The organism is Thalassobaculum sp. (assembly GCF_040219215.1).
Classification (GTDB): Bacteria; Pseudomonadota; Alphaproteobacteria; order Thalassobaculales; family Thalassobaculaceae; genus Thalassobaculum_A.
On sequence record NZ_JAVJSX010000007.1, the window covers coordinates 247,530 to 260,305 of the forward strand.

The 12,776-nt window shown below is 69.3% G+C and carries 9 protein-coding genes; 6 read left to right on the forward strand and 3 right to left on the reverse strand.

What is annotated here, in order from left to right; all coding sequences use genetic code 11:
* Positions 1-11: 11 nt before the first annotated feature.
* On the reverse strand, positions 12-776 hold the full coding sequence (locus RIC54_RS04750) for a glycosyltransferase family protein (RefSeq protein WP_350098390.1): 765 nt from the start codon (positions 774-776) through the stop codon (positions 12-14).
* 33 nt (positions 777-809) lie between these two features.
* Here RIC54_RS04750 and RIC54_RS04755 point away from each other — a divergent pair, with 33 nt between their 5' ends.
* From RIC54_RS04755 to RIC54_RS04775, 5 genes are all read left to right on the forward strand, one after another.
* Positions 810-1,847: a phosphotransferase gene (locus RIC54_RS04755; protein ID WP_350098391.1), complete on the forward strand. Its 1,038-nt coding sequence runs from the start codon at positions 810-812 to the stop codon at positions 1,845-1,847.
* Entirely contained in the window at positions 1,844-2,047 is a 204-nt protein-coding gene (locus tag RIC54_RS04760) for a DUF4169 family protein (protein WP_350098392.1), read from the forward strand. The genes RIC54_RS04755 and RIC54_RS04760 overlap by 4 nt, the downstream gene beginning before the upstream one ends.
* Positions 2,048-2,107: 60 nt before the next feature.
* Positions 2,108-3,340, forward strand: coding sequence for a PA0069 family radical SAM protein (locus RIC54_RS04765; RefSeq protein WP_350098393.1), 1,233 nt, complete (start codon positions 2,108-2,110; stop codon positions 3,338-3,340).
* 141 nt (positions 3,341-3,481) lie between these two features.
* Positions 3,482-4,141, forward strand: coding sequence for a ribonuclease HII (gene rnhB, locus RIC54_RS04770; RefSeq protein ID WP_502989715.1), 660 nt, complete (start codon positions 3,482-3,484; stop codon positions 4,139-4,141).
* A 145-nt stretch (positions 4,142-4,286) separates the two neighbouring features.
* On the forward strand, positions 4,287-5,399 hold the full coding sequence (locus RIC54_RS04775; protein ID WP_350098395.1) for a site-specific DNA-methyltransferase: 1,113 nt from the start codon (positions 4,287-4,289) through the stop codon (positions 5,397-5,399).
* A 7-nt stretch (positions 5,400-5,406) separates the two neighbouring features.
* Here RIC54_RS04775 and RIC54_RS04780 read toward each other — a convergent pair whose 3' ends face one another.
* Both RIC54_RS04780 and RIC54_RS04785 read right to left on the reverse strand, forming a co-directional pair.
* Entirely contained in the window at positions 5,407-6,681 is a 1,275-nt protein-coding gene (locus tag RIC54_RS04780) for an MFS transporter (RefSeq protein WP_350098396.1), read from the reverse strand.
* Between the two features lie 36 nt (positions 6,682-6,717).
* Positions 6,718-11,616 carry an NAD-glutamate dehydrogenase gene (locus RIC54_RS04785; RefSeq protein WP_350150594.1) on the reverse strand — a complete coding sequence of 1,633 codons (4,899 nt, stop codon included), beginning with the start codon at positions 11,614-11,616 and terminating at the stop codon, positions 6,718-6,720.
* Positions 11,617-11,792: 176 nt separating this feature from the next.
* On the opposite strand from RIC54_RS04785, the gene RIC54_RS04790 reads away from it, so the two are divergent.
* Complete coding sequence (locus RIC54_RS04790) at positions 11,793-12,770, forward strand: threonine ammonia-lyase (RefSeq protein ID WP_350150596.1); 978 nt, start codon at positions 11,793-11,795, stop codon at positions 12,768-12,770.
* Positions 12,771-12,776: the final 6 nt, after the last annotated feature.

A 12,776-nucleotide genomic window follows, 5' to 3' on the forward strand; every position in this document is an offset into this window, starting at 1 on the left:
CCTCGACCGGGTCAGTCGCCCAGGCGCTGCAGCCAGCGCGGCGGAATCCGCAGCCCGAACAGCACGAGACGCAAGGCCCCGGCACAGGTTGGCCACGGTCCAACGGCCGGCCGAACCTGAGCCGCCACGTCGAACAGCGCCAGCCGCCCCAGGCCCAGCCGGCGTGCCAGCACCAGGTCCTCGCCCCTGTCGAGATCCGGAACGCCGCCCAGATGCGCCAGGAACCGCCGGCGGATCACCAGCCCCTGGGCGCCGGACGGCAGGCCGAGCCAGCGGTTGCGGAACCGCACGGCCCGTTCGATCCACCGTGCGGCCGGGTCGTCGGAGGCGGCCCGGTAGCTGTATACGGCCCCGCGCTCGCGGTTGCGTTCCTCGTGAGCGAACACCACGAGGGTGGCGTCCCAGCCCCGCTCCAGCACCGTCCCGGAACGCAGCAGCAGCAACCATTCGCCGGTCGCCGCCTTGGCGCCTGACCCGAACCGCGCGCCGCGCGAGCCGGTCGCCGGCACGACCCGTGCCCCGGCGGCCTCGGCAACCTCCCTGACCGCCGGTGAGTCATCAGCGTCAATCACCAGGACTTCCGGCTCGATCCCGCGTCGGGGGGCGGTCGCCAGTGCGTCGAGGCAGGCTCCCAAACGATCGGCGTCGCCGTCGACGACGATTATCACGCTCAGGCTTATCTGACGGGACCCGGGCGGACCGACCGCGGCGGCGGCATCGCCGCGCATCGCCCGTGGTCGCGGCAGATCGGGACGCGGCAGGGAGGAGCGGGGCATGCGTCGGCCGGGGCACTGTGCTAGGGGATTCCAATGCTAGACCAACCCTCGCCTTCGCGCGCCACCCTCGCGTCGATTCTTGGCATTGCCGTCGGGCGGCTGGCGGAAACCCCGCTGCCCGGGCGGGTACATGATCACTGGCCGTTGCAACCCGAGTCCGGCGGTCCGGCGCTGATGGTGCGGGTCCCGAAGCTCAGCCACCTCGGTCTCAGCCCGAGGGCTGCGCTGATCTACGAGGCCCAGGCGTTCCGGCGCGCCGAGCCCAGCGGCAGCACGCCGCGGCTTCACGGACTCCTTCGGGTCGGCCGCCGCCTGCCCTGGGGCGGGCTGGTGGTCGACGCGATCGACGGCCGCCCGCCCCGTCTGCCCGACGACCTGCCGGCGCTGGGCCGGGCGCTGGCTGGGGTCCATGGATTACCGGTCCCGGTGCCGGCGCGGCGCCGGCCGCTGCTCGACCCGCCGGATCCGGTCGGCTATCTGCTGCAGGTGGTGCGCAGCCAGCTTGATCCGATCCGGGACACCCTGGCCGACTCGGTGCGGCGCCTGCTCGATGCCGAGATGGCCGCCGCGGCCGCGACTGTCGGCGCTGATCGTCCGGCGCCGCGCCTGACGCTGGCTGATACCCATCCCGGCAATTTCCGGATTCGGGCCGACGGGACCGCGGTGATGCTGGATGTCGAGCGGCCGGTGTACGACAGCCCGGCGGTCGATCTCGCCCACGCCAGCCTGCCGACGTCCCTGACCTGGGATCCGGCGGTGACCGGCGGTGCTGGCCGCCCCGATATCGTCGGTTTCCATAGAGCCTGGGCCACGGCGGTGCCCAGGCCGGTCGCCGCGACGGTGCGGCCGCATGTCCTGGCCTACCGTCGGCTGATCTGGCTGCGGACCACCACCTGGGCCTGCGCCTGGGCCGCGCGCACCGATGTTGCGGCGGCGCTGGCGTCGTCAAGGCCCGAGGTTGCCGACCAAGCAAGACGGCTTGCGCGTTTCGTCGATCCGGCGATGATGGAGGCGGCCCGCCAGCAATGGACTGGGCCCAGGGCGTTCACCGCGGAGGAGCTGGTTCCGTGAGCGGCAATGTCGTGAACCTCAGAAGCCACCGCAAGCACAAGGAACGGGTGGCGCGCGAGGCGAAGGCGGCGGAGAACCGGACGACATACGGCCGTACCAAGGCCGAGCGCCAGTTCGACGCGCGGCGCAGCGACGAGTCGGTCCGGCAGCATGACGGTCGTCGGCTGGATCCGGACGATGAAGGACCGGCGCCTGCTTGACCGAGGGATTGATCAGGTGTCGTTCTTGATTTGTTCTAAAGCTGGGCGTATCGTCGCGGTATGGCCCGTGTCCGTTCGCAATCCGCTGATCCGCTGGAGGTGTTCGCTGCCGATTTCGCGCAGGACACGCCGCCGGAGGAGTACGGCGATTTCGGTGGCGACGAGGAACCGGTCCGTCTGGTCGATCTGCCCAGCGATGTGATTCCCCCGACCGCCCGCAAGGGCCGGGGAGCCGTGTCCAACCAGGCGGGACGTTACGAGGCCCACACGCGGGACCGGATCGACGATGGTTGGGTGAAGCCACCGGATGCCGGAAGCCCCGACGAAGACGAGCCGCGGTTGCGCACCACGGTGGCGATCGACGCCAGCCGCACGGTGATCGCCCGCAACAACTCCCCTGACGTGCCGTTCGACCGGTCGATCAATCCCTATCGCGGTTGCGAGCATGGCTGCATCTATTGCTTCGCCCGGCCGACCCACGCCTGGCTGGGGCTGTCGCCGGGCCTGGACTTCGAAACCAGGCTGTTGGCCAAGCCGGAGGCGCCGGCCCTGCTGCGCAAGGAACTGGCCCGCAAGGGCTACGAGTGCGACACCATCGCCATGGGGACCAACACAGACCCCTACCAACCGGTCGAGCGCGAGATGCGGATCACCCGCGGCGTGCTCGAGGTCCTGGCGGAGCACGATCACCCGGTGATGATCGTGACCAAGTCCGACCTGGTGGTGCGTGATCTGGACATCCTGGGCCCGATGGCGGCGAAGGGTCTCGCCAAGGTCGGGTTGTCGATCACCACCCTGGACCGCGCGCTTGCCCGCACGTTGGAGCCGCGGGCGCCGCGCCCGGACAAGCGGTTGGCGGCAATTCGGGCCTGTGTCGACGCGGGCGTTCCGGCCAGCGTGCTGGTGGCGCCGGTCATTCCGGCAATCAATGACCACGAGATCGAGCCGATCCTGGAAGCCGCGGTCGCGGCGGGCGCCGAGGCGGCGACCTGGGTGATGCTGCGATTGCCGCTGGAGATCGCCGGCTTGGTGGAGGAGTTCCTGCGTGCGCACTTCCCCGACAGGGCCGAACGTGTTCTGTCGCTGGTGCGTCAGACCCGGGACGGCGAACTGTATCGGGCCGAATGGGGAACCCGCATGCGCGGCCAAGGGCCGTATGCCCAGATGATCGCCCAGCGGTTTCGGGCCGCCTGTCGGCGCCTGGGGTTGGCGCGCCGCACGGCGGGCCTGAACACCACCTTGTTCGCCGCTCCGAAACCGGTTCGTTCACAATTATCGTTGTTTGGGGAGTGATTGGAGGACCAGTTGTTGCGCATCGTATGAAGATATAGTCATATCATATTGAAAATACGTATTAATACCGGTAGCACCTGTGTGGTCGTGAATAACTGAAAATGAAGTTGATCGCCGTCGCTACTACCCTATCGTGCCCTCATGCCATCCACTCCCAAAGTTTTTCCCACCGATGATCTCGAGCGCGCCGCGGGTGCCCTGGATGGAGCGTTGGTCATTGGTGTCGACGAGGTTGGACGGGGCCCATGGGCCGGGCCGGTGGTCGCCGGTGCCGCCGTACTCGACCTCGCCGCGATGCCGAAGCCCGTTGCGGCGCTGATAGCCGACTCCAAGGCCCTCTCCGCCTCGGGCCGTGCGGCCGCCCGGATCGCGTTCACGCCATACGTGACCGTCGCGCTCGGCCGTGCCGAGGTCGAGGAGATCGACGCGGTGAACATCCTGCAGGCGTCGATGCTGGCGATGCGGCGGGCCGTCGACGGCCTGCTGGCGACCCTCGCCCGCCCGCCCGCGCTGATCCTGGTCGACGGAAACCGGTTGCCCGGTTGGTCGCATCCGTCGCGCTCGGTCGTGAAGGGCGATGCGACGTGCCTGTCGATCGCCGTGGCGGCGATCGCGGCCAAGCTGGCGCGGGATGCCGAGATGATGGCCCTCGCCGAACGGCACCCCGGCTATGGCTGGGAACGCAACGCCGGCTATGGAACGCCCGAGCATCAGGTCGCCTTGCGGCGCCTCGGCCCGACGATCCACCACCGCCGGAGCTTCGCCCCGATCCGCGCTGCACTCGAGTCAAACGCCGAATAAGGCGTTTATGACCCAGTCCTACCGCAATATCTTGCGTCATACCAGCAAGCCATTGAGTCTATTCATAGATTCAATTTTCAAAAGTTGACCGACTCACCCGGTCGTGCGATTCTGTCGCCCTCGGTTCTAGGAACGGGTGGGGACAATGACGGACAGCGCACGGCTTCCGGTCGGACGGATTCTGACCGGCGACTGCATCGAGGAGCTGCGTTCGCTCCCCGACCGCAGCGTCGACCTGATCTTCGCGGACCCGCCCTACAACCTGCAGCTAGGCGGCGAACTGCTGCGACCGAACAACACCCGGGTCGACGGCGTCGACGACGCCTGGGACCGGTTCGGGGGGTTCGAGGCCTATGACAAGTTCTGCCGGGCGTGGCTGGGGGAATGCCGGCGGGTGCTGAAGGACACCGGCACGCTGTGGGTCATCGGCAGCTACCACAACATTTTCCGGGTCGGCGCGATCGTCCAGGATCTCGGGTTCTGGATGCTGAACGACGTGATCTGGCGCAAGGCCAACCCGATGCCGAATTTCCGCGGCAAGCGCTTCACCAATGCCCACGAGACCCTGATCTGGGCGGCGCGCAGCGAGGACAGCCGGCGCTACACCTTCAACTACGATGCCATGAAGGCGCTGAACGACGACCAGCAGATGCGCTCCGACTGGTTCCTGCCGCTGTGCACCGGCACCGAGCGCCTGAAGGCCGAGGACGGCTCCAAGGCGCATCCGACCCAGAAGCCCGAAAGCCTGCTGGCCCGCGTGCTGCTGGCGGCCAGCCGTCCCGGCGACATCGTGCTGGACCCGTTCTTCGGAACGGGCACCACCGGCGCGGTGGCCAAGCGGCTGGGCCGGCGCTGGATCGGCATTGAGCGCGATCCCGGCTACGCGGCGATTGCCAACAAGCGGATTGCCGAGGTCGAGGCGGTTGACGATCCGATGGCGCTGGCGCTTGCCAACCGGCGCGAGCAGCCGCGGGTGCCGTTCGGCCGGCTAGTCGAGGAAGGCCTGATCCGGCCGGGAGAAGTGCTGTTCGACTCCCGCCGGCGCTGGTTCGCCAAGGTGCGGGCCGATGGCCATCTGATCAGTGAAAGCCACAAGGGCTCGATCCACAGCGTCGGTGCCGCGGTCCAGGGCGCGCCGGCCTGCAACGGCTGGACGTTCTGGCACGCCGAGCGCAAAGGCATGCCGATGCCGATCGACGTGTTCCGCCAGCAGATCCGCGCCGCCGGCGAGGCCCCGGCGGTCCGGGTCGGGGCATAGGGCCCGCCTAGAGCGCGACGCCGCGGCCTCGCGGCTCCCGGACCGTCAGCAACAGCAGGAATCCGGCAACCAGGAAGGCCAGGATCGTCGCCATGCCGGCGCGCTGGCTGTCGAACAGCAGGGTGGCCCAGCCCAGCGTCAGGGGCCCCGCGAAGTTCGTGGCCTTTCCGGACAGCGCGTACAGCCCGAACATCTCCGCACTCTGCTCCGGCGGGGCCAGCTTGGCCATCAGGGTCCGGCTGGCCGCCTGGGCCGGGCCCATGAAGGTGCCGAGCGCCATGCCGGCGATCCAGAACCAGGTCTTGTCAGGTGCGATCAGCGCCAGCGCCCCGAACAGGATCAGCCCGACCAGGGCAACCAGTATGGCCCGCTTCGGGCCGACCCAGTCGTCGATCCAGCCAAACGCCATCGCACCGGCGCCGGCGGTCAGGTTCAGGGCGATCCCGAAGACGATGATCTCGGAAAAATCCATGCCGAAGGTGCCGGCCGCGTAGATCCCGCCGAAGGTGAACAGCGTGGTCAAACCGTCGGCGTACAGCATGTGGGCCACCAGGAACCGGGCGACCGGGCTGCGCGGGTCGAGGCGGCGCAACGTTGACCAGAGCTGGCGGCAGCCGGCGGCGATCGCCTGGCCGAGAGGCTCGCCCGCAGCCTTGCCGTCCTCGGGAACCAGCAGAAACGTGGGCAGCGCGAACGCCGCGAACCAGACGGCCACCAGCAGGACGGTCGCCCGCACCGGCTCGGCGGTATCCGGATCGAGGCCGAACGGCGGCGGCTCGGCCTTCACCAGCCCGAACAGCGCCACCACCAGGCAGACCAGCCCGCCGGCATAGCCGCAGCCCCAGCCGATGCCCGACACCCGCCCCATCCGGCCGGGCGGGGCGACCGACGGCAGCATGGCGTTGTAGAACACGTTGGCGAACTCGAAGCCCAGCGTGGCGACCACCACCAGTACCAGGGCGCGAACCGCGTAGTCCGGATCGGGCAGCACGGTCCACAGCGCCGCCGTGGCCAGGATGCAGACGATCGTGCAGGCGGCGAGCCACGGTTTGCGCCGGCCGGTGCGGTCGGCGATGGCGCCGAGCATCGGGCTGAAGATGGCGATCGCGACCGCGGCAACCGCGGTGGCGTTGCCCCACAGGTAGGTGCCCTCGGTCTCGCTGGCCGCCACGCCCTTGGTGAAGTAGGCGGCGAACACGAAGGTCGAGACGACGGTCGGGAATGCCGAGTTCGCCCAGTCATACAGGCACCAGCCTGCGACGGCCCGGCGTTGCGGGGTCACCACGGTCGTGTCGGCGTCACCGGGCCCGCCACGTGATCATCGGGCAAGCAGGGCCCGCATCTGACCGTTGGCCACCGCGAGCATGGCAAGATCGACCTGATCGGTCGCGCGCAGGTCGCTCAGCAGCCGGTCGGTTCGATCGACGCCGTCGGGCCGCGTTTCTGCCCAGCCGGCAATCACGGCTTCCGGGCCGGCCCGGCCGGATCTCGACTTCTTCTTTTCGGTCGCACCGCCGCCATTGGTCATCGCCAGGACATCCTGGGTCAGCATGTTCTGGTGGCCGTAGAAATCGTCGATCAGCGCGCCGACCGCCAGTTTCTGCCAGTAGGAATCGGCCGCGACGGTCCCTGCCTTCTCACGCAGCCAGTCGAGTCCGAACCGGGCGCCGACGCCGAAATACACGGTGGCGACGCGGTCGACCGGCTGGCCGGTGGCGGCGGCGAGCCGGATGACGTCACACGCCGATGCCAGCACGTCGAGGGACGCCACCGAGTGCGCCAGGTCGGCGGGAACGCCCTGATCGGTGAAGCGCTTGGCGGCGGTCGCCAGATGCTGCCGGTCGAGCGGGCCGAGCACGTCGGCCAGGCAGGCCCTCAGGTCGGCAACCCCGGCGCCGAATTCGGCAACATGGCCGGCGATGTCGAGCGGCTGGCGGCCGTTGCGCAGGAACCAGACCGTCAGGCGCTCGACGAGCCCCTGGATCTCCAGCAGCATGGCGGTCTGCAGCGCCGCCGACACCTTGTTGTCCAGGCTCTCGATCCCCTCCCACAACGCGCGCAGGCCGAAGCCGTCACGGACGATGGCGTAGGCGCGGGCGATGTCCGACGGCGACGACCCGGTTCGTTCGTGAATGGTGTTCACGAACGCCGCCCCAACCCGGTTGATCATCGAGTTGGTGACCGAGGTCGCGATGATCTCGCGGCGCAGGCGGTGCTCCGCCAGGGCGGTGGCGTACTTGGTGCGCAGCTGCTCCGGGAAATACAGCGCCAGATCGGTCCCGAGCTGCGGGTCGTCCGGCAGGTCGCTGTCAAGCAACTGGTCGTACAGAGCCATCTTGGCGTAGGCGAGCAGCACCGCCATTTCCGGCCGGGTCAGGCTGATCCCGGCGGCCGCCCGCTCGGCCAGGACCTCGTCGTCCGGCAGGAACTCGATCGCCCGGTTGAGCTTGAGGTGGCCGCGTTCCAACTCGCGGATCAGCCGTGTCTGGGCGTCCAGGAGTGCGGCACCCCGCGACGCCGTCACCGACAGCGCCTGGGTCTGGTCGTAGTTGTCGCGCAGGACCAGCTGGGCCACGTCATCGGTCATTGCCACCAGCAGGCTGTCCCGCTGCTTCAGGGTCATGTCGCCGGCGGCAACCACCGCGCCTACCAGGATCTTGATGTTGACCTCGTGGTCCGAGCAGTCGACCCCGGCCGAATTGTCGATGGCGTCGGTGTTGATCCGACCGCCACGCAGCGCGAACTCGATGCGGCCGCGCTGGGTGACGCCCAGGTTGGCGCCTTCGCCGACCACCTTGGCGCGGATCTGGGTGGCGTCGATCCGAACCGTGTCGGTCGCCCGGTCGCCGACTTCGGCGGCGGTCTCCCGGGTCGCCTTGACGTAGGTGCCGATGCCGCCGAACCACAGCAGGTCCACCGGCGCCGCCAGCATCGCCTTGATCAGGTCGTTCGGGGGCATGCTGTCGGCAGTCAGGCCGAACAGCGCCTTGATCTCCGGAGTAAGCTTGATCGACTTGGCGCTGCGCGCGAACACACCGCCGCCCTTGGAGATCAGCGAGGTGTCGTAGTCCGCCCAGGTCGAGCGCGGCAGGTCGAACATCCGCTTGCGCTCGGCCCAGCTCTTGGCCGGATCCGGCGTCGGGTCGATGAAGACGTGCAGGTGGTTGAACGCCCCGACCAGCCGGATGTGCCTGGACAGCAGCATGCCGTTGCCGAACACGTCGCCGGACATGTCGCCGACGCCGACCACGCTGAAGTCCTCGGTCTGGATGTCGTGGCCGACTTCGCGGAAATGCCGCTTGACGGATTCCCAGGCGCCGCGGGCGGTGATGCCCATCTTCTTGTGGTCGTAGCCGGCCGAGCCGCCCGACGCGAACGCGTCGTCGAGCCAGAACCCGTAGTCCTGGCTGACCCCGTTGGCGATGTCGGAGAAGGTCGCGGTGCCCTTGTCGGCGGCGACCACCAGATAGGGGTCGTCGTCGTCGTAGCGCACCACCCGGGGCGGCGGCACCACGGCCGGACCGCTGATGTTGTCGGTGATGTCGAGCATCCCGCGCATCAGGATCTTGTAGCACTCGATGCCTTCGGCCTGGATCTCCTCGCGGGTGCCGCCGGCGGGCGGGTGCTTGACCACGAAGCCGCCCTTCGAGCCGACCGGCACGATGACCGCGTTCTTGACCTGCTGGGCCTTCATCAGCCCGAGGATCTCGGTGCGGAAGTCCTCGCGCCGGTCGGACCAGCGGATGCCGCCGCGCGCCACCTTGCCGCCGCGCAGGTGCACCGCCTCGACCCGCGGCGAATACACCCAGATCTCGACCAGCGGCCGCGGCAGCGGCAGCTCCTCGATCGCCCGGCTGTCGAGCTTGATCGACAGGTAGTCCTTCGGCGCACCGCCCTTGGCCCCGTCGCCGCCGGCCGGCTGGAAGTAGTTGGTGCGCAGGCTGGACTGGATGAGGTTCAGGAAGCGCCGCAGGATGCGGTCCTGGTCCAGGTTGGCGACGCCGTCGAGCTCCTCCTCGATCGCCAGGGTCAGCTCGCGGCAGCGCGCGACCCGCTGGCCGAGGTCGAGGTCCGGGTCGAAGCGGGCCAGGAACAGCCGGGCCAGCCGGCGGGCGATCTTCGGATAGGCGCGGAGGGTCTCCTCCATGTAGTCCTGGGAGAAGGTGAAGGCGGCCTGCCGCAGGTACTTGGCATAGGCCCGCAGCACCGTGACCTCGCGCCAGGTCAGGCCGGCGCCCAGCACCAGGGCGTTGAAGCCGTCATTCTCCATCCGGCGGTCCCAGACCGCGCCGAACGCCTCCTGGAACGGCTGCTTGATCTCGCCGAGCTCGATGTCGCCCCCGGCCCGCAGCCGCATGGCGAAGTCGTGGATCCAGATGCCGTCCGGGCGATCGCGGACCGCCATCTCGAACGGCACCTCGGACAGCACCCGCACGCCCATGTTCTCCAGCATCGGCATGACGTCGGAGAGCGGCACCGGCGAGCCGCGGTGGAACAGCTTGAGATGCAGGACGTCGTCGTCGGCGCCGACCGGGCGGTAAAGGTTCATGCCGAGGTCGCGTCCGGTGGCGACTTCCTGCATCCGCTCGATGTCGAACACCGCGGCATGGGCGGTGTAGAGCTCGCGGTAGTTGGTCGGGAAGGCCTGCCCGTACTGCCGGAAAAGCTGGTTGGCGGTCTCTTCGCCGCGCGACTCGACCAGCGCTTCCAGCAGCTTGTCCGGCCACGACCGGCCGGCCTCGACCAGCCGGTCCAGCAGGTCGTCGACGTCGATCGCCGGCACCTGGCCACGGGTGGTGTTGATGATGAAGTGCAGCCGGGCCAGCACGGAGTCCGACATCTGCGTGTAGAACGCTGCCATCTGGCCGTTGAAGGTACGCTCCAGGATGCCCTGGAAGGTCATCCGCAGCTGGGTGTTGAAATGGTCGCGCGGCACGTAGACCAGGGCCGAGACGAAGCGCTCGAATGCATCCTGGCGCACGAATACCGCGGTCTTCTGGCGTTCCTGCAGGTGCAGAACGCCGATCGCGATGTCGTAGAGCTCGTCCTCGCTGGCCTGGAACAGCTCGTCGCGCGGGAAGGTCTCCAGGATGTTGACCAGGGCCTTGCCGTCGTGGCTGGCCGGCCGGAACCCGGCGCGCGCCACCAGCTTGGCGACGCGCTGGCGCAGCAGCGGGATCTCCTTGGGGCTCTGGTTGTAGGCGACCGAGGTGAACAGCCCGAGGAAGCGGTGCTCGCCCGTCACCTTGCCGTCCTTGATGACCTTCACGCTGATCGAGTCGAGCGGCACCGAGCGGTGCACGGTGGAGGCCCGGTTGGCCTTCATGATCAGCAGCAGGGTCGGGCTCAGCAGGAATTCCCGGACGTCGGGCGGCAGCGTGCCGAGTTCCCGCATGCCGTCGAACACCTGGACCTCGGGCGAACGCAGGATGCCCAGGCCGGTGCCGTCGACCACCTGCATGTGCGCCTTGGCGCCGCTGCCGACATAGTCGTACCGGCGGTAGCCGAGGAAGGTGTAGTGGTTGTCCTCGAGCCAGCGCAGGAAGGCGCAGACCTCGGCCACGTCCTCCCTGGACATGGTCTTCGGCGGCGCCTTCTCGACGCCGGCGATCACGTCGACCATGGTCTGGCGCATGGTCCGCCAGTCCTCGACCGCGGCGCGCACGTCGGACAGCACCGCCAGCAGCGCGGCCTCGATCTCGGCCAGCGCCTCGGCCGAGGTCTGCTCGGAGACCGTCAGGTGCATGAAGGACTCGGCGACCGCCTCCTTGTCGGCGGCCTCCGACTCCGCCAGCCCGGTGGCGATTCCCTTGGCGTTTCGGACGACCCGCAGGATCGGGTGGATGACCAGGTGGACCGTCAGGTCGCGCTTGTTGAGCGCCGCGGTCACCGAGTCGACCAGGAACGGCATGTCGTCGTTGACGATCTCGATGACCGTGTGCGGCGACTGCCAGCCGACTTCCTCGAAGCGCGGGTTGTAGGCCCTGACCTTCGGGACGCCCTGCGGCCGCTCGCGGCCGAACGCCCAGATGGTGATGGCGGCGCCGAACAGGTCCTCGACCTCGTCCTGCGCCATGTCCTGCGGTGCCACGTTGGCGTAGAACTGCCGCAGGAAGCGTTCCGCCAGGCCGGCCTTGGCCTCCGGCAGCCGTTCGTGGACCAGGGCCACCGCGGCGTCGATCTTCTCGGTCTTCTGGGTCTCGTGCCTGGTGCGCATTTGTCCTCCCCTCGGCGTCTGCGCGCCGATCGCACTCCCGGTCGAGCGTATCGCAAAGCCGAATCCCTCGAAAGCCGTGGAATTCTTACGGTTTGACGGAACCGTGCCGGCACTGGCCACGGCCGGCCGCTTCCGGTCTAGAGTGGGCCGCGACCGCAACCGCCGAGGGCCCCGCCATGACCACGCTCGTCACCGTCGACGCCGTCCATCGGGCGGCGGCCGCGATCGCCGGCCATGTCCTGCGCACCCCGTCGGTCGACAGCCCCGGCCTCGCCGCCCTGCTGGGCCGGCCGGTCGCGCTCAAGCTCGAGATCCTGCAGATGTCCGGCTGCTTCAAGCCGCGCGGCATCGTCAACAAGGTGCTGTCGCTGACCGAGGCGGAACGGGCGCGCGGCCTGCTGACAGTTACCGGCGGCAACCACGGGATCGCCCTGGCGCTGATTGCCCGCCGCTTGGGCCTCCAGGCGGTGATCGTGATGCCGGCGGCGGCCCCCGAGCGCTCCAAGGCGCGGGTGCGGGCCGACGGGGCCGAGCTGATCGAGGCGCCGGACGTGACCGCCGCCTTCGCGATCGCCGACGAGCAGCGGGCGCGCGGCCTGACCTATCTGCATGCCTATGACGACCCGGTGATCGTCGCCGGCCACGGCACCGTCGGGCTGGAGTTCGCGGCCGACGTGCCCGACCTGACCGACGTGCTGGTCAGCATCGGCGGCGGTGCGCTGAGCGCGGGCGTGGCGGTCGCGCTGAAGGCGGCGAACCCGGCGATCCGGGTATGGGGCGTCGAGACCGAGGGCGCCGATGCCATGACCCGGGCGCTGGCGGCCGGCGCGCCGGTGCCGATCAGGCCGACCTCGATCTCCTCGACCCTGGGGGCGCCGGTGGTCTCCGAGCTCACCCTGGCGCACGCCCGGGAATTGCTGGAGGACGTGCTGGTGGTGCCGGATGCCGAGGCGGTGGCCGGCACCGTGGCGCTGGCCGAGGAGGCGCGCTGCTGGACCGAGCCGGCGGCCGGCTGCCTGGTGCCGGCGGCCCGCACGGTGATCGCACGGACCGGCGGGGAGGGAAGGCCGGCGGCCAGGCTGGGGCTGGTGCTGTGCGGCGGCAACGCCACGGTCGAGCAGCTGGCCGGCTGGCGCCAGCGCTTCGGGGTGTGACCTCAG

Coding starts and splice junctions, on each gene's coding strand:
- RIC54_RS04750 (WP_350098390.1), bottom strand. CDS start 776: ATGCCCCGCTCCTCCCTGCCGCGTCCCGATCTGCCGCGACCACGGGCG.
- RIC54_RS04755 (WP_350098391.1), top strand. CDS start 810: ATGCTAGACCAACCCTCGCCTTCGCGCGCCACCCTCGCGTCGATTCTT.
- RIC54_RS04765 (WP_350098393.1), top strand. CDS start 2,108: ATGGCCCGTGTCCGTTCGCAATCCGCTGATCCGCTGGAGGTGTTCGCT.
- rnhB (WP_502989715.1), top strand. CDS start 3,482: ATGCCATCCACTCCCAAAGTTTTTCCCACCGATGATCTCGAGCGCGCC.
- RIC54_RS04775 (WP_350098395.1), top strand. CDS start 4,287: ATGACGGACAGCGCACGGCTTCCGGTCGGACGGATTCTGACCGGCGAC.
- RIC54_RS04785 (WP_350150594.1), bottom strand. CDS start 11,616: ATGCGCACCAGGCACGAGACCCAGAAGACCGAGAAGATCGACGCCGCG.
- RIC54_RS04790 (WP_350150596.1), top strand. CDS start 11,793: ATGACCACGCTCGTCACCGTCGACGCCGTCCATCGGGCGGCGGCCGCG.